General features: G+C 42.2%; 19 protein-coding genes. 8 read left to right on the plus strand and 11 right to left on the minus strand.

Translation table 11 applies throughout. The features are described from left to right. Positions 1–220: 220 nt before the first annotated feature. Positions 221–628, plus strand: coding sequence for a carboxypeptidase-like regulatory domain-containing protein (locus tag BLQ87_RS23440; protein ID WP_074611361.1), 408 nt, complete (start codon positions 221–223; stop codon positions 626–628). A 2-nt stretch (positions 629–630) separates the two neighbouring features. Further along, entirely contained in the window at positions 631–2,658 is a 2,028-nt protein-coding gene (locus BLQ87_RS23445; RefSeq protein ID WP_074611362.1) for an outer membrane beta-barrel family protein, read from the plus strand. 6 nt (positions 2,659–2,664) lie between these two features. Here the strand turns inward: BLQ87_RS23445 and BLQ87_RS23450 are convergent, their stop codons facing one another. From BLQ87_RS23450 to gltX, 8 genes are all read right to left on the minus strand, one after another. Continuing rightward, the gene (locus BLQ87_RS23450) at positions 2,665–3,033 is read right to left on the minus strand and encodes a response regulator (RefSeq protein WP_074611363.1); all 369 of its coding nucleotides are present in this window, start codon (positions 3,031–3,033) and stop codon (positions 2,665–2,667) included. Between the two features lie 15 nt (positions 3,034–3,048). Then, positions 3,049–3,612, minus strand: a complete 564-nt coding sequence (locus BLQ87_RS23455; protein ID WP_074611364.1) for a chemotaxis protein CheB — start codon at positions 3,610–3,612, stop codon at positions 3,049–3,051. After that, positions 3,612–4,433 (minus strand): CheR family methyltransferase, encoded by an 822-nt coding sequence (locus BLQ87_RS23460; RefSeq protein WP_074611365.1) that lies wholly within the window; start codon positions 4,431–4,433, stop codon positions 3,612–3,614. The genes BLQ87_RS23455 and BLQ87_RS23460 overlap by 1 nt, the downstream gene beginning before the upstream one ends. Positions 4,434–4,439: 6 nt before the next feature. Further along, positions 4,440–4,808: a response regulator gene (locus BLQ87_RS23465; RefSeq protein WP_074611366.1), complete on the minus strand. Its 369-nt coding sequence runs from the start codon at positions 4,806–4,808 to the stop codon at positions 4,440–4,442. Between the two features lie 28 nt (positions 4,809–4,836). Further along, a complete protein-coding gene (locus BLQ87_RS23470; RefSeq protein ID WP_074611367.1) occupies positions 4,837–8,433 on the minus strand; it encodes a response regulator in 3,597 nt (1,198 codons plus the stop codon). A 17-nt stretch (positions 8,434–8,450) separates the two neighbouring features. After that, positions 8,451–9,575, minus strand: coding sequence for a hybrid sensor histidine kinase/response regulator (locus BLQ87_RS23475; RefSeq protein WP_074611368.1), 1,125 nt, complete (start codon positions 9,573–9,575; stop codon positions 8,451–8,453). 224 nt (positions 9,576–9,799) lie between these two features. Beyond that, a complete protein-coding gene (ypfJ, locus tag BLQ87_RS23480; protein WP_074611369.1) occupies positions 9,800–10,639 on the minus strand; it encodes a KPN_02809 family neutral zinc metallopeptidase in 840 nt (279 codons plus the stop codon). Between the two features lie 72 nt (positions 10,640–10,711). Next, entirely contained in the window at positions 10,712–12,220 is a 1,509-nt protein-coding gene (gene gltX / locus BLQ87_RS23485) for a glutamate--tRNA ligase (RefSeq protein ID WP_074611370.1), read from the minus strand. A gap of 90 nt (positions 12,221–12,310) precedes the next feature. Here gltX and BLQ87_RS23490 point away from each other — a divergent pair, with 90 nt between their 5' ends. The 6 genes from BLQ87_RS23490 to BLQ87_RS23520 all read left to right on the plus strand — a co-directional run bounded on the left by BLQ87_RS23490 (position 12,311) and on the right by BLQ87_RS23520 (position 16,153). After that, positions 12,311–13,528 (plus strand): sensor histidine kinase, encoded by a 1,218-nt coding sequence (locus BLQ87_RS23490; protein WP_074611371.1) that lies wholly within the window; start codon positions 12,311–12,313, stop codon positions 13,526–13,528. Continuing rightward, the gene (locus tag BLQ87_RS23495; protein ID WP_074611372.1) at positions 13,506–14,012 is read left to right on the plus strand and encodes a DinB family protein; all 507 of its coding nucleotides are present in this window, start codon (positions 13,506–13,508) and stop codon (positions 14,010–14,012) included. The genes BLQ87_RS23490 and BLQ87_RS23495 overlap by 23 nt, the downstream gene beginning before the upstream one ends. Continuing rightward, positions 14,012–14,437, plus strand: a complete 426-nt coding sequence (locus tag BLQ87_RS23500) for a hotdog fold thioesterase (protein ID WP_074611373.1) — start codon at positions 14,012–14,014, stop codon at positions 14,435–14,437. The genes BLQ87_RS23495 and BLQ87_RS23500 overlap by 1 nt, the downstream gene beginning before the upstream one ends. 236 nt (positions 14,438–14,673) lie before the next feature. Further along, complete coding sequence (locus BLQ87_RS23510; protein ID WP_245723916.1) at positions 14,674–15,030, plus strand: DUF6249 domain-containing protein; 357 nt, start codon at positions 14,674–14,676, stop codon at positions 15,028–15,030. Between the two features lie 59 nt (positions 15,031–15,089). Next, the gene (locus BLQ87_RS23515; protein ID WP_074611376.1) at positions 15,090–15,671 is read left to right on the plus strand and encodes an RNA polymerase sigma factor; all 582 of its coding nucleotides are present in this window, start codon (positions 15,090–15,092) and stop codon (positions 15,669–15,671) included. Between the two features lie 5 nt (positions 15,672–15,676). Beyond that, a complete protein-coding gene (locus BLQ87_RS23520; RefSeq protein WP_172664949.1) occupies positions 15,677–16,153 on the plus strand; it encodes an anti-sigma factor family protein in 477 nt (158 codons plus the stop codon). A 70-nt stretch (positions 16,154–16,223) separates the two neighbouring features. Here the strand turns inward: BLQ87_RS23520 and BLQ87_RS23525 are convergent, their stop codons facing one another. From BLQ87_RS23525 to BLQ87_RS23535, 3 genes are all read right to left on the minus strand, one after another. Further along, complete coding sequence (locus BLQ87_RS23525; RefSeq protein WP_074611378.1) at positions 16,224–16,778, minus strand: DUF2911 domain-containing protein; 555 nt, start codon at positions 16,776–16,778, stop codon at positions 16,224–16,226. A gap of 168 nt (positions 16,779–16,946) precedes the next feature. Continuing rightward, complete coding sequence (locus BLQ87_RS23530) at positions 16,947–17,129, minus strand: hypothetical protein (RefSeq protein WP_074611379.1); 183 nt, start codon at positions 17,127–17,129, stop codon at positions 16,947–16,949. A 55-nt stretch (positions 17,130–17,184) separates the two neighbouring features. Beyond that, complete coding sequence (locus tag BLQ87_RS23535; RefSeq protein WP_074611380.1) at positions 17,185–19,686, minus strand: bifunctional glycoside hydrolase family 9 protein/polysaccharide deacetylase; 2,502 nt, start codon at positions 19,684–19,686, stop codon at positions 17,185–17,187. Between the last annotated feature and the right edge of the window lie 110 nt (positions 19,687–19,796).

Consider the following 19,796-nt stretch of genomic DNA (forward strand, 5'->3'; position numbering starts at 1 on the left):
CGAATTACACTGAAGCCCTTTTCTTTTATCCGCCCTCTTCAACCAATTTATTTACAATAAAATCAATTAATTGTAACGTTTGAGTTTTGTTCCTGTCTTATCTATAGCAGCACCAGGAACCCTCTGATTTTCAGACAGCCCTAACTTTTCTTCATTAATATGGAGTGTGATTTTACGCTATAGGGATTTTCATGTGCTTTTTTTAAACAGACCAGAACTCATGAAAACATTTTACTTAAACCTATTTTTTCTTTTTATCGGCTCAGGAATAGCTTTAGCACAGGATACTGAGGTTCAGGCTACCGTTATAGGAGCAGTTACCGATGAACAAAAAAAACCGTTGGACTATGCCACAGTTGCCTTGTTTAACCAGGCAGATTCCTCCCTTGTGAAGTCAGCCATTACAGACGCTTCCGGAAAATTTCAGTTTCTGCAAATCAAACCTGGAAATTATTATGTAAAGTCATCCCTGATGGGTTATTCTACGTCAAAAAGCAACCTTTTTAAAATAGATGCCAAAAACCTTCATATCACGCTCCGGGACCTCCGTTTAAATTCAGGGAAGACCTCAGCGAGGTTAAAATCACCGCTACAAAGCCTTTATTTGAGCGAAAAACAGACAAACTGATCATGAATGTAGAGAACAGCAGCTTAATGACAGGAAGCAACGCTCTGGAAGTTCTCCAAAAGGCTCCGGGTGTCACTGTAGATCAGAATGACAACATCTCTATGCAAGGTAAACAGGGGATAATGATTCAGATCGATGGAAAGCAAACTTATATGAGCAACGCGGATGTCAGCAACCTGCTGAGAAGCATGCAAAGTTCGCAAATAGAAAGTATTGAACTGATTACCAACCCATCTGCAAAATATGAAGCTTCAGGAAATTCGGGCATCATCAATATTAAAACCAGGAAAAGTAAAAATGGGGGAACCAATGGAAGCCTTTCCGGAACCTTAGGCTATGGTCAAAATCTGAATGAAAATGCCAGTTTAAACTTAAACCACCGTTCGGAAAAGGTAAATCTTTTTGGAAACTATAATTTCGGAGGAACCAAAAGGAACCAGGATATGACCATCGACCGTATTTCCGGAAAGGAGGGTGCTCCAAAAACCTATTTTGCACAATCATCGACCGATCTGCGGAAGAATGACAGTCATAATTTTAAGGCTGGAATGGATATTTTCCTGAATAAAAACAATACACTGGGGGTTTTATTCAGTGGTTATGCCAATACCTCGGATGACCTGATGGACAATAATACCTGGATTGGGCGCTCTTTCAGTCAGCCTGATTCTGCGGTACTCGCCAAAAACGTCATTCACAGCAATTATCAGAATTATGCTTATAACCTGAATTACAAATCTGTCCTGGATACCTCCGGACAGGAAATTACTGCGGATCTGGATTATTCACGTTACCACTCCGGCGACGATGCCAATTATGTCAACCGATTTATATACGCCGATGGGGCAGAACTTAAGCCAACCAGTTTTCTGAGGAACCAAAGTCCTTCAAGGATTAACATTAAAGCGGTTAAAGTGGATTATACACTCCCCCTCAATAAGACCCTGAAACTGGAAACCGGAATTAAAAGCAGCTCGGTAGAAACGGACAATAATTTTATCGCGGAAGAGCTGAAAGGCAGTGAATGGAAAAATGATCCGCTCCGCAGCAATCAGTTCATCTATGACGAGAACGTGAATGCAGCCTATTTTAACCTGAGCAAACAATTTAAATCCACCAGTGTTCAATTGGGATTAAGAGCAGAACAGACCAATTCCAAAGGGAATTCCATTACAGAAAATAAGGTTACCAAAAGATCATATCTGGACTTTTTTCCCAGTATATTCGTCAATCAAACGCTGACTAAAGACCAGACAATCGGTATATCTTACAGCAGAAGAATAGACCGTCCAAGCTATGACGCCCTGAACCCATTTATCTATTACCTTGACCAGTATACTTATAACCAGGGAAATCCCTTCCTTAACCCTCAGTATACCCACAATTTTGAAGCAAATTACACGCTTAAACGTTATGCTCTTAGCCTGAATTATAGTGTAGTGAAAGATGTCATTACGGAAGTACTCTTGCCCAATGAAGAAAAAAAGGCGTTGTTCCAGACCAATGCCAACCTTGCCAGGAACATTGTTTACGGAGCGAATTTCAATATGCCCATTGGCCTGTTTAAATGGTGGCAAACCAATAACAACCTCAATCTGTTCCATTTGAAATTTAGTACTCCGGATCTGGCAGGGAAACCCTTAAATACCTCCAAAAGCTCTTTTGTCATTAAATCACAGCATACTTTTATCATCAATCCGGATCTGAATGCAGAACTGAGTGTGAGGTATGAATCTCCATTGGAATACGGAACCTTATCGATTGGAGAACGTCATGGCATTGACATTGGCATGAGCAAGTCATTGATGGATAAGAAAATCAATATTAAACTTGCTTTAAGTGATGTTTTTAATACCCAGGTTACGCGCTTAGGCAGTACCTATCCGGGACTCAGCTACAAGCTTCACCAGAAAAATGAAACCCGTGTGGCGAGAATCACCTTGTCCTACAAATTTGGCAAGAATGAGCTTAAACCCGCAAGGAAAAGGGCTACCGGAGTAGAAGAAGAAAAAGGTAGAATGAAGAATTAAAGGTTTCTAGATTCCCAGGTGTTTGTTGATGATGTTCTCCAGCTCCTGGATGTCAAATGGTTTCGATAAATAGCCATCAGCTCCCGCCTGTTCGGCCAATGACTTTACATCGTTGTTGGCCGTAAAATAAATCACAGGAATGCCTTTTAAAGTCGGATTTCCTTTCAGCTCCCTGGTGGCATCAATTCCTCCGACATCGGGCAACCAATTGTCCATAAAAATGATATCCGGCATATAGGCCATCACCTGATCTACAATCTGATTAGAAGTGGATGATGTTTTAATCTCAAATCCTGCATCTTCCAGGATAATCGTGCATAACTCTAATATGTCAGCGTTATCATCAAATACAAAAACCTTTTTTGAGTTCCCCATTTATTTTTTTATAATCTAGCGCAGTAAATTTATAAATTCTGCAACATCTTCTATGCGCAAAATGCGATCTATTTCAACGTGTTTCTTTGCCTGTTCAGGCATGTAAGCAACTTGTGCGGAGTCCGGATCCTGAATAACCGCCTTTCCAGCCCATGCTTTCACTGTTTTCAGCCCTTTTACACCATCGGCGTTTGAACCGGAAAGCAACAGGCAGACCAGTTTATTTTTATAGGCTTCCGCAGCAGTTTGAAAGGTAACGTCTATTGCCGGCCTGGAATAATTTACTTTTTCAGAGTAATCCAAAGAAAAGGTACGGTCCATTTCGATCAAAAGATGATAATCTGAAGGCGCAATATATATTGTTCCTGCAACAATTTTTTCCTTCTCATCTGCTTCTTTTACAATGAGCTTGGTCCGGGAAGACAGCAGATCAGGCAATAGCGAATCTGCACCATGCTTTCGGTGGATCACAATGATTATTGGAAAAGGAAGATCAGGACGAATCTCCGGAAGGACTTTTAACAGTACATCCAGGCTTCCCGCAGAACCTCCTATAATAAATGCGTCACAGGTGCTCATCAGCTAACTTTCCTCCATATTTTATGAGCAGGCAGTCGTTTATATTTCTTGTTGACCGGCGAAAAGTCTATCGTTTCCTTTGTTCCCAAGGCCAGATAGCCCAGATCTTCCAGACTTTCGTCGAATAATTCCAGTACATTGTTCTGAAGGTCCCGGTCAAAATAAATCAGAACGTTCCGGCAAAGGATCAGCTGAAATTCATTAAAGGAATGATCCGAAACCAGGTTGTGTGTAGAGAATATGATTTTGCGCCTCAGCTCATCGTCAAACTTTGCAAGGGAATAATTCGCACTGTAATACCCGGAGAAATCCATTGTTCCGCCGGCAGCAATATAGTTTTCGGAATATTGTTTCATCTGCCCCAATGCAAACATTCCCTGAGCAGCCTTTTCCAGGACTGAGGGATTTAAATCTGTCGCATAGATCAGTGATTTATGCAGGAGGTTCAGTTCCTTTAAAACGATGGAAATGGAATACGCTTCTTCCCCGGTCGAACAGCCCGCAAGCCAGATTCTGATAAAAGGATAAGTTCCAAGCTTCGGAAGAACGGTTTCTCTCAATGTTTTAAAGAACTGAGGATCGCGAAACATTTCGGTCACGTTTACCGTGATCTGTTCTACAAAACGCTTAAAATAGGCAGGATCGTTGTTCACCTTATATCGAAATTCGGCAAAACTAAGGGCCTTATCCAGGGAATAAAGCCTGATGATCCTTCTTTTTAATGATGCTCTGGAATATCCGGTAAAGTCGTAACCATATTGTTCCAGAAGATCGGAAAGCAGGATTTCGACTTGTTCATCATTCACAACAGGTAATTCCAAATTTCGTTAGATATACTGGGTGAGTAACCGGGTTAATTCCTCTACATTTATTGGCTTAGAGACATAGCCAACTGCACCTGCATTGATACAGCGCTCTCTATCGCCCACCATGGCCTGTGCCGTCACGGCGATCACCGGAATGTCTTTCAGTTCAGGATGGTCATTCATTTCTGCCATCGCCTGATATCCGTCCATTCCCGGCATCATCATGTCCATCAGCACCACTGCGATACCTTTCTCTTTTTTCAAAAGATCAAGGCCTTCTTCACCTCCGGTTGCAGAGACACATTTATATCCTTTTGACTTTAATACAGCTGACAGGGCAAAAATGTTCCTGTTATCGTCGTCTACTATTAGTATTTTATTATCGGCCATATATTTCAAAATACGGTGAATATTCTATTTAAATTTTATCGTAAAGCCAAACCCTGAGCAAAGAAATCAACTGGTCGATGTCTACGGGCTTAGAGATATAATCGGAGGCTCCTGCTACAATACATTTCTCCCGGTCTCCCATCATTGCTTTGGCTGTAACAGCTAAAACAGGCAAATGTTTGTAAGCACTGATCTTTCTGATTTCCCTTGTGCTCTCGTATCCGTCCATCTCCGGCATCATCATGTCCATGAGCACAATATCTACCAATGGGTTTTCTTTGAGGATCTGGAGGGCTTCTTTTCCATCTGTAGCGGCCAGCACTTTCATTTTATGTTGCTCGAGAGCTTTGGTGAGCGAAAAGATATTCCGGACATCATCATCGGCAATCAGTACTGTTTTATTGTTCAGCACTTCATACAGGCCGCCAAGCCGGTCGGATATTGGTTTTTTAGCCTTTCCTTCCGTCTGTTTTTCCTCTACCAGATGTAGAAAAAGCCCTGCTTCATCCAGAATTCTCTGATAAGAATGTGCGGTTTTTACGACAATAGAGTCGGCATATTGTTTGATTCTGATTTCTTCCCCTTTAGAAAGGTTTTTACCGGTAAAAATGATGATAGGCAGGTTTTCCAGTCCTTCGCTCTTTTTGATCGTTTCCAAAGTTTCATAAGCATTCTTATCCGGAATGCCCATGTCCAGAATGACACAGTCTACTTCCTTTTTATGGAGTGCGCCGATGCTTTGTCCGACATTATTGACCACTTCTGTCTGAATGTTATAATTGCTTAAAAAGTAACTCAATGCCTCCGCATGTTGTTTGTTTTCTTCCACAATCAGCACTTTTTTCGGGGAACGGCTCAAGGCGTCTTCCAGTTTCTGAAAGATATTCTTCATCTGCTCCAGTGCAACTGGCTTATTGATAAAATCAACCGCCCCTTTCAGGAGGCTTTCTTTCTTTACTTCCAGCGAAGACATGATGTGTACCGGAATAGGTTTCGTTGCCGGATTAGACTTTAATTCTTCCATCACCTGCCAACCGTCTTTAATGGGCAACTGAATGTCTAATAGTATGGCCAAAGGTTTGTATAAGTTGGCCAGCTCAATACCTGCATCCCCTCTTACGGCTACAATTCCTTTATAATTTCTTTTTCTGGTGAAACTTAAAAGCGTTTTGGCAAAATTGGTATCATCTTCAATGATCAGAATCACCTTATCTCCCGGTTGAATGTCATGCCTGTCGTCTTCAATTTCCTGAGGAATCTTATCGACAGTAAATCTTTCTTCCTTCGCTTCCACGACGGCTTCGATATAAGGTGCCGGGCTGACCAGCTCTTCCTCCAGGACATTTTTGATGGCATCCACCTGTTTTACAGGTAAAGTAAGGGTAAACTCACTTCCTACATGCTCCTTGCTGCTCAGTTCAATCTCACCGCCCAATAGCTTGGCCAGCTCCCTGCTGATAGACAAGCCCAGACCTGTACCACCAAAATTGCGACGGGTAGAGCCATCTGCCTGCTGGAAAGCCTCGAAGATTAACCCCTGTTTATCTGCAGGAATACCAATTCCGGTATCCGTAACCTTAAAGAGCATGAACTTACTGGAATCGTCTTTTTTAATGGTCAAACTTACCTTTCCCTGGCTGGTGAACTTAATCGCATTGGAAAGCAGATTTTTCAACACCTGCTCAAGGCGCATTTTATCGGTATGGATGTTTGGCAGGTTTTCTGCTATTTCCACCATCAACTGCAGCTTCTTATGCTCGGCCACTGGTGCAAAAAGCGACCGCATGTCGGTAGAAACTTCCCTCATACTAACTTCTGCAAACTCGAGTTTCATTTTACCAGCCTCTATCTTGGAAAGGTCAAGGATTTCATCGATCAATGCCAATAATCCCTGGCCGGAGCTCTGAATCACTTCCGCATATTCAATGTATTCTTCATCCAGATCTTTATTATCTGACATCAGCTTAGAAAGCAACAGGATCGAATTTAAAGGTGTTCTCAGCTCATGAGACATATTGGCCAAAAATTCGGATTTGTATTTTGTACTCTGTTGCAGCTGCTCAGCCTTATGCTGAATGTCCATATTTCTTTCCTGGATCAGCTGGTTCTTCTCTTCCAGCAGGCTGGTCCGTTCTTCCAGCTCCTGATTGCTTTGCAAGAGCTCTTCCTGCTGTACCCTTAATTCTTCTTCAGAAGTCTGAATCTTTTGAGTTTGCGCTTCCAGTTCTGCATTCAGTCCTTCCAGTTCCGTGTGTTGTGCCTGTAATTCCTCTGCCTGTGCCTGGGTTTCTTCCAGAAATTCCTGTAGTTTTTTCCGGTTTTGGGAAACATGGATAGCGATTCCGATATTGACAGAAATGTTGTGCAGAAATTCAAGTTGCAAAGGACTAAAGGTATTCAAAGAGCCTAACTCTATTACGCCGACCACTTGCTCATTGCGAAATACGGGTACGGCAACCACGTTCTTTGGCCTGGTATTCCCGGCGGCATAACTGATCGTCAGCTCTTCATCAGGAATGTCGTTGATCAGGATCTGTTTTGCAGATTTCCAGGCCTGTCCGGCGAGGCCTTCTCCCTCTTTCAGCAGTTTTTTCTTCTCCCGATTCAACAGCGCATAACCCGCAATCAGCTCCAGCCGGGTTTCCTCTTCCAACAAGTAGAAGGCAGCTACATGGCTTCGCGTATGCGCAACAATGCTTTCTAAAATATCATTTGCAAGTTCAGGAACACTCTTTTCACCCACCATCTGATCGTTCAGGCTTGCAATTCCTGATTGCAACCATTCTTTATCCTCCAGCAAAGCGAAAGAATATTGCAGAGATTCTGCCATGGAATTCAGCGAAACGGCTACTTTTCCAAGGTCATCTTTCTGATCCTGATCCAGTCTGACGTGGTAATCTCCTTTTGAAATCTGTGCGGCAAGATCACGGATCATCTTCACTCTCCGTTCAATTTCCTTATTGATCTCTTTCAGCTCATCTTCCAGTTTCAGTCTTTCATTGAAGTCGGTAGAAACCCTGCGGTAAAAGAAAATGGTAATCAGAATGGCCAATAGCGCAGCAATGGCAATGAGGATTGGGGTATAACCAGCCAGTTTATTCAAATCGGAAGTACGGTCTTCCAGCAGTCGCTTTTCTTCCGTTTCCATGCTTTTGATCACTGCACGGGCACTGTCCATATAGGTTTTACCATTAAGCAGTTCTGCTACGGTGACGTTTCCTCCCCGTTTTTTGATCGCAATGGTATTTTCCAGGATTTTCATGCGCTCATTAATGAGCGCATTTAGCCTCGTTATCTTTTTTTGCTGAACAGGATTATCCCGGGTCAGGCTGCCCACATTTTCCAGCAGCGACACGGAGCGTTCTGTGGCTCCGTTATAAGGGTCTAAAAAAACCTGATCACCTGTTAAGAGGAATCCGCGTTGCCCCGTTTCTGCATCTTTCAGCGTGGAAATCACCTCTTCTAAGCCATTGATGACTTCATTGCTATGCTGCACCATTTCTGAGCTCCTGATCAGACTTCTGATGCTATTGTAAGAAGCCAGCGAGCTGATAAACAGTAAGAGCAGCGACAGCCCTAATCCAACGCGCAGGTTTCCTTTTAAAGATTTTTGCTTATTTTGCATACTAAGGTTTTGTAGTTTTAATCCGTCTCGGAGGTAGACTGTAATGGAATACTAAAATAAAATTCTGATCCTTCCCCAGGGATACTCTGCACCCCTACTTCACCATTGTGTCTTCTGATAATTTCGGCGGAGATATAAAGTCCGATCCCCAATCCCTGGAAGTGGATGGCCGTTTCTTCTACCCTATAGAATTTTTCAAATACATTCTTTTGCTGATCGGCATTGATGCCAATTCCAAAATCTTTAACACCAACATAGATGTGCTCTCCACGTTCTTCCACTTTGATATGGATCTCACTTGTTCCCGGAGAATACTTGATCGCATTGGTTAAAAAATTAATAATTACCTGCTCGATTCGCATCTCATCAGCACAGATCTCCCTTTTGGCTGTTCCGGTTTTAATAATTTTAAATTCAGGGTTTGACTGATGAATGATGTCTGTGACACTATCCAGCAGAGCGTCCATCATAAATGGCTGTTTATTGAATTTCAGCTTGCCACTTTCGATCTTTGAGATATCGAGTAGATCTGTAATCAGCTCATTGAGCTTTTCCAGTTGTATCTGGGCTTTCAGCAAATGCTTTTTTAAGGTCGGAACATCGCCTTTATCAATACTTCTTTCGAGTAATTGGACATATCCTTTAACGCTGGTTAACGGGGTTTTCAGTTCATGACTGGCGATACTGATAAATTCGTCCTTTTTCCGCTCTGCCTGTTTCCGAAACTCAATCTCATCCAGCAATGCTTTCTGAATCTCAATCAGTTTCCGGCTTTGTTCATATATGCGATAAAAGGTTTTCACTTTTAAGAGCAGAATGTCCATATCAACGGGCTTGGTAATATAATCAAGTCCGCCGGAGGAATACCCTTTGGTAATAAATTTATTCTCCGTATTGGCGGCAGAAAGAAAGATGATGGCTGTTTCCCTGGCTTTACTATAGCCGGAAATGGCCTCAGCTACCTCAAATCCGTCCATACCTGGCATCTGTACATCAAGAATGATCAGTACATATTCATTTTTAAGAACTTTTTTTAAGGCCTCTTCTCCTGATGATGCGGTATCTACTTCAAAATTATTTTTCTCCAGAACCTTTTTTAATGAGATCAGGTTCTCGGGGGTATCATCTACAATTAGTATCATTATTAAAAATAAATAAGGCTGCTGAATCTCTCAGTTGCCAATGCATAATTGTGCAATAGTTTAATGCTAAAGTTATACAAGTTTGAAGAATAAAAGATGTTTAGACTTCCTTTATATCAAAAAACTTGCAAATAGCTTGCAGGTTCTCTTCAAATTAAACGCACAGGGAGGTATTATATGATGAGCGCCCCGTCCTCATGTCCGTTTTATTTGAAAACAGGAAATTAAAGCTGGCTTGAATTAAAAGTATCCCCTTGTTTGATGTCTCCGGTCTCAAAACCTTTCTTAAACCAGAACATTCTTTGAGCGGAGGTTCCATGCGTAAATGCATCGGGAACGACTTCACCTTGAGCTTGTTTCTGCAATTTATCGTCACCGATTGCATTTGCAGCAGTGAGTGCTTCATCGATATCACCTTCCTCAAGCCTAAAGTCCTTTAAATTCTGTGCATGATTTGCCCAAAGTCCGGCAAAGAAATCTGCCTGCAGCTCCAATTTAACTGATAAACGGTTGTATTCTTTTTCGCTGAGCTGAGCCCTCATGCGCTGCATTTTTTCTGAAATCCCCAGCAGGTTCTGGACATGGTGTCCAACCTCATGTGCAATGACATAGGCCTGTGCAAAATCTCCGGCAGCACCAAAGCGGTTTTGTAAATCCTGATAGAAGCTCAGGTCGATATATACTTTATGATCCCCGGGACAATAAAAAGGGCCTACTGCAGCACTTGCATTTCCACAGGCAGAAGAGACACTATTTGTAAAAAGCCTCATTACCGGCTTCTCATAGGTTTTGCCCATTTCAGCAAACTGCTGTTCCCAAACCAGGTTGGTGGATTCTAACACCCCATTTACGAACTTCCCTTCTTTATCTGTAGGGTCGCCCTTTTTTATTTCTGTTTGGCCGACATCGCCCAAAGGCAACTGACTCACCAAACCTGTTAAGTCCTGCCCGAAGAAAAGGCCAACGATTACCACAAGGATACCTATTCCTCCTCCTATTACCCCACCACTGGGCTTCCCTCTCCCATCTTCAATATTTCCACTTCCTTTACCGAACCACTGCATATAAATTTCGTTTAAATTGGTTTACAAAAATCTGGGACAATTGTTATACCAATTTAAACGAAAAACACCGGATTATTCAAAAGCGGTTACCGCATTTTTTATTCTCCGGATCGTTTCTTCTGCTCCAAGTGCGACTGCAATGTCAAATACACCAGGTCCGAATTTACCACCAACCAACATAATTCTAAAAGGCAGCATTAGCTCTCCAGCTTTAAAATTATGCGTTGCAGCCAGTTCCTTGAACTTTTCTTCCAACGCTGTAGCCGGTAGTCCATCTGAAATCAGGCTGGTATAAGCGTTGAAAAATTCCGCTTTTTCGGCCGTCCATTTTGGTTTTACAGCAGGCAAATCATATTCCTGAGGTGCAATAAAAAAATAAGCACTCTGTGGAATAAAGTCGGTTAACAGGTGACAACGATCTTTAATCAGGTCAATGACCTTCTCCAGATAGTCATCTTCGCTAATCTCCGTTCCCTGGGCAGCAAAAGCATCTTTTACAATTGGCAACAGCGTTTTTGCATCCGCATTTTTAATCCACTCATGGTTGTACCATTTGGCTTTCTCAAAGTCAAACTTAGCACCGGCTTTACTGATTCGTTCTACGGAGAACTTTTCTATCAGATCGGCCATAGAGAAAATCTCCTGATCCGTTCCATCATTCCAACCCAGCATGGCCAGTAAGTTCACGAAAGCTTCCGGCATAAAGCCCAGCTCTTTAAATCCTTTGGTCAGGTCGCCGGTTTTAGGATCAGTCCAGTTTTGCGCGTACACAGGGAAACCAAGACGGTCTCCGTCACGTTTACTTAACTTTCCATTTCCATCTGGTTTCAGGATTAAAGGTAAATGTACCCATTGAGGCATCACATCTTCCCAGCCCAGGTATCTCCAAAGCAAAATATGTATAGGTGCAGATGGCAACCATTCCTCACCTCTGAAGATGTGACTGATTTCCATTGCTTTATCATCGGCAACAACAGCAAGGTGGTAAGTAGGCATTCCATCCGCTTTTAATAAAACTTTATCGTCGACCAGGTTGGTGTCAAAACTAACATGTCCTCTGATCAGATCCGTAAAAGAAACCGTTTCGTTTGCAGGCATTTTTATGCGCACTACATGAGGTGTATTTTCTGCTAAAAGCGCAGTCACTTCTGCCTCCGTTAAAGTCAGCGAGTTTCTCATTTCCCCACGTGTAGACAATCCATAAGTGAAATTAGGAATCTCCTTACGTTTGACATCCAGTTCTTCCGGCGTATCGAAAGCATAATAAGCATAACCATCAGCAATCAGCTGGTCTGCATATTGTTTGTAAGTGGCCTTACGCTCGCTCTGGCGATATGGCTCAAAGGGGCCTCCTGTCTGCGGACTTTCATCCGGCGACATGCCACACCATTTCAGACAAGAAACAATATATTCTTCTGCACCTTCTACAAAGCGCGTCTGATCGGTATCTTCTACCCTAAGGATGAAGGTTCCATTGTGTTTCTTAGCAAACAAATAATTAAACAAAGCGGTACGTACACCACCCAAATGCAACCCGCCTGTTGGGCTGGGGGCAAATCTTACTCTTACTTTCTTTTCCATAATTACGATCTGCAAAGATATATTTTTTACCGCGTTACCTTTCTATTCATCAATTTTTGAATGCTATTTTGTAATTTGCCCGGATAACTTATGAATCCATACGAAAAAAAACGCCGCTGGAAATTCTTCTTATTGTTCTTTGCCATCGTAATTGGCACGGCATCTGTTTTGTATAGCGACTTTTTCGTAAAAAAGATGGAACGGGAAGAGCGGATGCAATTCCAGTTATATGTAAAGGTAACGGAGAAAACAATGGCCATGTACGATGATGAGAATACAACAGACCTCATCGACCTGATCCGAACCAATACTAAACTCCCGATCATGATTATTGGTGCCGAAGGAAATATTCTGACCTATCAGGGTCTGGATTCTACGAAAACCAATTATGGCCTTCAAAAAAAGGATGGCCTAACCTATGATCCCGCATATTTTGTCAGAGAGCTGAAGATTATGAAGGAGCAACATCCTCCTACACCAATTATTGGTCTTGACGGCAGCAGGTGGTATATTTATTATAAAGATTCGCCGACCTTAACTCAGCTTCGCTATTTTCCCTATATACAATTAGGCGTGATCGGGTTGTTCTTACTCACTGCTTATGTGGCTTTCAGCTCGGCAAGAAAAGCCGAACAGGACCAGGTATGGGTCGGGATGGCCAAAGAAACTGCCCATCAGCTGGGCACGCCAATTTCTTCGCTCATGGCCTGGGTGGAATTAATGAAATCACGCTTTAATGCAGAAGATGACCCCCTGATTGCCGAAATGGAGAACGACATCAAACGACTGGAGGTCATCACAGACCGCTTTTCTAAAATTGGCTCTAAACCCATGGTAGAGGATCATGTGGTGTACACCGTCATCTATAATTTTGTAGAATACTTTAAACTACGCACCTCGGATAAGATTATTTTTACCATCACCGGAGATGAGCAGGTACGGGCCTTGCTAAATGTTCCGCTTTTCGACTGGGTAATAGAAAATCTTTTGAAAAATGCAGCAAATGCAATTGAGAATGAAGGGTCGATCATCATCAATATCATTGAAAACCTAACCAAAGAAGAGGTTTTTATTGATGTGACAGACACCGGAAGAGGTATTGCCCGATCAAAGTTCGATGCCGTATTCCAGCCTGGATACACCACAAGAAAGCGCGGCTGGGGTTTAGGACTCTCGCTTACCAAAAGGATTATCGAAAACTATCATAACGGACAGATTTTTGTCAAAGATTCCGAGATGGAAAAAGGGACAACTTTCCGAATCATCTTAAAAAGCAGCATTACTTATGAACCGACCTCAAACACATGAGTATCCCGCATGGGCGGAAACTTACATTAGTAAAATTTCAGGAGATGATATCCTTGGAATATTGGAAAAGCAGGCCACAGAATTCCCTGACTTCCTCAATGACCTCGTCGAAAAAGCAGACTACGCTTATGCTCCTGGTAAATGGACTGTCAAAGAAATGGCAGGACATATTATTGATACAGAGCGGATTCTGGTTTACCGCTTAACTTGTTTCGCCCGAAGTGAACAGCATGCTTTACCTGGTTTTGAGGAAGATGATTATGTAGCCAATGCACATTTTTCTGACCGCAGCCTGCTGAGTTTCTCGGAAGAGTTTTCCTTGCTTAGGAAATCGAACATGTATCTTTTTAAGTCGCTAAATGAGCATGAACTGGACCGCAGCGGAACGGCCTCAGAGCGTCAGATTTCGGTAAGGGCTTTATTATTTGTAATTGCAGGTCACCTGATGCACCATACCCTGATTCTTAAAGAAAGGTATCTATAATGTGGTTTTCAACATTTACCGCGGCGCAACTAAACAACCGGCCAAAAAACCATCTTGGCGGTTTACTGGACATTCAATTTACAGAAGTTGGTGAAGATTTTTTAACGGCTACCATGCCCGTGGACGAACGGACCCACCAACCGGCAGGGATTCTTCATGGAGGGGCCTCTGTAGTCCTCGCAGAAACGCTGGGAAGCATCGCATCTTATATGTGTGTCGATCCTGAAAAATACATGGCTGTAGGCCTGGAGATTAACGCCAACCATTTGAGGCCTGTCAAAAGCGGCCTGGTTACCGGAATTTGTAAACCCCTGCATATCGGGGCAAAGACCCATGTTTGGGAAATTAAGATCTATAATGACAAGGGAAAAATGAATTGCATTAGCCGTTTAACGGTTGCTGTAATTCCAAAACCTCAGGGATAAGGCCGGAAATTTTCCGGCTTTTTCTTTTTTACGGTTATTTTTTTCTCCATCTACCTTTTTTATATTTTGGCCATAAAAGCCTCTTAACTGCTTGATTATCCCTATTTTTAATCTCCGATTCATATCTTTTGTGTTTTTTTTCAGGAAGGCTGTAACCTGATTGATTTTCATGTGGTCATAGCTTACAGAACATCAGTTCAAATAAACAGATCATTAACAATTAAATTGAAAATAAAATGGGACCAGAAGTAATCGTACCGGTAACAATGTTTGTATGTACTACTGCATTAGTGTTCGGCCTCAGGTACATGTCCAACAAAGAAAAGATGGCGATGATTGAACGTGGTTTAGAGCCAAACGCTGCCAGGATAAGTGCACCAAAACCTTTCGTCAGCTTAAAGTTCGGATTGCTACTTGTAGGGTTGGGATTAGGTTTGCTGATTGCACTCTTCACCGTAAGGGCAACAGGTTTAGATGAAGAAGAAGGAGTAGCGGTTTATTTCGGCTTCCTGAGTATCTGCGGAGGGTTAGGGTTGATCCTTTCCTATGTAGTAGAGAAAAACTGGTTGGATAAACAAAAAGACCTCAACTAATTACCTTTCTCCTAACCTACTAACCTCTCTAAAAAAAGACGCGCGTCTTAAAAAAATATATGCAGCACAAGCAATCGGATATCGATTTAATTACTGAAGTCCTGTCAGGCAATACCTCGGTGTACTCCGAACTGGTAAAACGTCATCAGCGCTTTGTATTTACATTGGCGATGCGTTTCTCCAAAAACAGAGAAGATGCGGAAGAGATTGCACAGGATTGTTTCATTAAAGCTTATCGCGCTCTTGGAACCTATAAACAAACTGCCAAATTTTCTACCTGGCTGTATACCATTACCTATACCACCTCCATGAGCTTTTTGCGTAAAAAGCGGGTGGATGTTCAATCTATTGATGAAGCCGACAGTATCATTCAACTGGAAAATCACATTTCTGATTTCAATGCAGACATCGTTGAAAAAAAATCAGGATATGTATATCTAAATCAGGCAATAGCCTTATTATCTGCCGATGATGCCAGTATCATTACCCTGTTTTATCAGGGGGAACAAAGTCTGGAAGAAATCGGCAAAGCATTAAAGATGGAAAGTAATACAGTGAAAGTAAAATTACACAGGGCCAGGATCAGGTTAAAAGAGAAATTACAATATTTGTTAAAAGATGAAGTAAAGGAGTTATTATGATAACGATGGAAGAAGAAATCTGGGATTATATAGACGGAAACAGCAGCCCTGAACAGGCCCTGTCCGTACAGGCTAAAATAGCCAGTGATCCTGCTTATGGTTCCTTATACGAGGAGCTTCTTGCAATTAACGGTCAAATGAACGAATTGGAGCTCGAAGAGCCTTCTATGTCTTTCAGCCGAAATGTGATGGAACAGGTAAAGCTGGAGATTGCGCCCGTATCGATGAAAACAAAGGTGGATACACGGATTATTTATAGCATTGCCGCATTTTTCATCTGCTTCATATTGGCTATACTAGGCTACATACTGAGCAATAGCACTTTCGATTTCACAGATATAAAATTCAATATGGGCTTCCAGATGGAGCATATTGACTTCGGAAAATATGTAACTCCTACCTCTATAAAAATATTCCTCTTTGTAGACCTTTTACTGGCTTTGGCATTCGTTGACAGTTACCTTAGGCGCAGAAGAGCATAAGCTGAAAAACCTTCAAATGAAAGAGGCCCGGTAGAAAATTACCGGGCCTCTTTTTATATTTTATTCGTTTCTATTTAACAGTTACAGGGAGCTCAACTATCGTTTTATCCCAGGCTATCACCAGATTAGCGCCTTCAGGCTGAGGCGTAAAAGTCATAGATAATGTTTCTACCGGTTGTGGTAAAGCTTTCACCGGAACCTCAACCCTCACTACGTCTTTTGCGTCATTATAGGTATAAGCGCCCCAACGATCGGTTTGTTTATTTACAATGATTACCCATTTGTCTTTTTCCGGAATGGCATATAAACTATAAGTTCCTGCCTTGATCTTCTTGCCTCCAATCAGTACATTTTTGAAGAATCTGATTTCAGTGCATTCATTAGCTCCTAAGCGCCAAACCTTTCCATATTGCTCCAGTACGCCAAAAATTTCACGCCCTTTTCTGCTGGGTCTGGAATAAACGACCTTAATCGAAGGACTGGAGTCATCTTTTACTTTTGTCGCATTTAAGGGATAGTAAACGATGTCGGCCGGACTTGAATCTAGTGCAGGAAGTTTCATATCCTGTGCCTGAGCAAAGGCAGAAAACAATACAAAAGCAGCGATAAGGCTTAATTTTCTCATCAGTATATAATTTGATTTTTTTCGATCGTTTTATGGATTTTCAATGGTTCTCAAGAGCTCGTAAACTCGGTTTATCGGTTATGAAGCTATCACAAGCAATGTATTTCTGTTTGTAAACAGTCTGCTTATGACGGTTTCATTGAAAAAGATTTATACGATAACCAGGAACTAGTACTCGCGACCTTTAACGATCGCATTCAAGAAAATAGCACCGAAAATAAATCCGATAATACCTCCTAAAACAGACCATAGAAAGCCACCTGATATTATTGCTGCAGTCAAAATGCCGAAAACCAGGCCTAAAACGTAATAAACCCAATCAAAACTGTTGTTATCTTCTTGTTTAGTCATCTTTTTAATACTTAGGCCTCAAAGATATTGATTTATTTCAAAATAGGAAGTACCTCTACCTTAACAAATCAGGAACAGTGACGAGCTGGTACCCTTTTGCCTTTAGATATCGGATCAATTGCTCCAGGCGGTGATAAAACTTATCTGTTCTTTTTACATCTGTCCCTACGTGGGTCAGTAAGATAAAACCGTTTAAGGAAGACTTCTGCTCACGATCAAGGATAGACTGATAAATTTCTTCGCTCCCCAGATAACGCAGCCCCATTTCCGGCCAGGTATAATCGGCATTGCTTCGAGTTCCCGGAGTATAATTGATCAATGTCAGCCCCATTTCCTTTGTCCAGTTGCTTATGGCCTGGTTGTGCCACTCGTATGGTGGTAAAAAGAATTTGGCCTGAGCCTTAGAAATGCCGAATTTGTCCATCGCGGCATAATTATCCTTCAGGTCCTCTTCAAATGTTGCCTGATCGATTAACAGATGGTTTCGATCTTTCCAGTCGCAATACAATAAATGTTCATTGGAATGAGGCCCAAGGTAATGCTGTCGTTGCCGCAGGCGTTTAATCCCTTGGCTAAACCTGGGGTTGTTATAGAAAATTCCGGTAAAAAAGAAGGACCCTTTTACTTTGTTTTTTTCTAAAACGGTAGTGATTTGTTCCAGACCATCTGCAAATTCATGTCCTGTAAACACCAGTGCCAATTGTTTTTTTGCGCGATCCCCTCTAATGATGGCACCTTGATCTCTTTCAAATTGAGGATGGGGAGGCTGTGTCCGCTGGTCGTAGGCAGCCAACAGATAAACCAGTGAAGCCGTACCGTCCATTGTCGGTTCATTGGTGCTGTAATCGCCAAAATCATCATGATAAACGACCAGATCCGACTGAAATCCGGCATATTCATCCGGTTGGTACAGCTTAATTCCGATCAGGTTTCTATAGATGCTTCCATAGACAGGTCCGTCAACCAATCCACCGTCAAGGGGATATCCCTTTAGATGGCTGAGGGCGGAATGCGGGTCTGCCGGGGTATCTCCCCAGCCTGGCAGGCCATACACCATGGATGTCCCCCATGGGTTACAGCCAAACAACCAATCAAAATTTGCCTGGGCAAGTTCCTCATAAGTTTCATCTCCAGTCAGGTTAAAATATAAATAACTCTGTATAGCAAAGGCGGTGGTCAGGTTGTTTGAACACCAGATAAAGGGAATTCCTCTATAAAAAGCATTATTCTTCGCTTTGTTCCAGACCCGCTCCAATCCTTCTTTATAATACCCGCTCAGTACATTTTTTTGTGCCGGACTTCCCTTTATCGTTTCATAATGTCCAAAATTATGAAAGGGATACCATTGGTAATGCCTTGCGGTATCTGCACCCATCCAGGGACTTACTTTTTCTTTTTCGGAATATTCAATCGCCTGCCTGCCGTATTGTTGTTCTGCCGTCTGCTGATAAAGGCTGGCTGCGGCAAGTTCCATATCATCCGCCCAATTGTCTTCTTCGTAAAAATAGGGCGCTCTGTTTGGCGCCGTCTGCTGTACTCCTGGCTTTTTTACACCTAAAAGGTAGGCAGATCTCGATTTATCGAGTAGCAACTTCGCATATTGCCGATCTTTCTGATGAAAAAGTTTGCTTCCCAGCGCAAATGCGCTACTGAATTTCCCTGCAACAGAGGCCAGTCCGTTAGATCGGTTTTTAAATTTCCCCAGTCCCTGGGGTGCTCCTGTTGCAAAATAGACCGGTCTTTCGTTTCCCTTCCCATAAGAGACTTCGTCTTTATTTGGTAAACGCAGTCCCTTGTGGTCCCTGTCGTCCGCAATTTGATGAAACAACCAATCTTTTTTAGGGTGCATTTTAAGTAACCAGTCCAGACCCCATTTTGCTTCATCCAATACATCAGCCTGTCCGTTTCTTCCATCCAAACCATTCGCCTGATGCCCGTCTTCGAAAACGGCAGGAAAATCACGGTATGCTGCCAGCAGGTGATAGGTCGCATTCGCGGAAGTGCTGGCGTACTGCAAATAGTCTGAGGCATCATGCCAGCCCCCACTTGCATCTATATGGGTACTGTCTGGCATAGGTCCATACATCGTATAACCATCAGTCGTATGACAACTGTCTTTCAGGTAAGGGTTAAAACCACTTCTTTGCTGACGCAGGTATCGTAAGGCAAAATCAGCAGTATGGCGATAAACTTGTTCGTTAATGATCACTTCCGGAGAATAAACATCGCCTATGCGAATGAGGTAATGACCCGCCTTTTTAAATTCGCTGAAATCCAGGCGACAGGAATTCTTAAACGGTCCGTAGCCCCCAAAGCATTTCAGCTTATTGGAAGTATAAACTATTTCCTTACGCTCTTTGTCTATAATTTGAAAACCTTCAGGAACTGCTGCTGTTTTACTAACCCATACCGCTACCTTTTTCGATTCCTGCTGATACCCTATAAGATTTATTCTGATCCATGTTTCATTTTCCTGCAGCACCTCAATTTTATGAGATGAAAGCAGAATAAGTGTAATAAAACAGCAAAAGAACCATAATAACACCTGATTTTTCATGAAGATTGTTTTTAATTTAATTGATTTAAAAATACATAATCTGTCAGCATTTGGTAAATAATTTAAGAATATTTCAGGGAACAAGCACAACTAATCAATCGATTGATTAA

The organism is Pedobacter steynii (assembly GCF_900103665.1).
In the GTDB taxonomy this organism is placed as follows: domain Bacteria; phylum Bacteroidota; class Bacteroidia; order Sphingobacteriales; family Sphingobacteriaceae; genus Pedobacter; species Pedobacter steynii.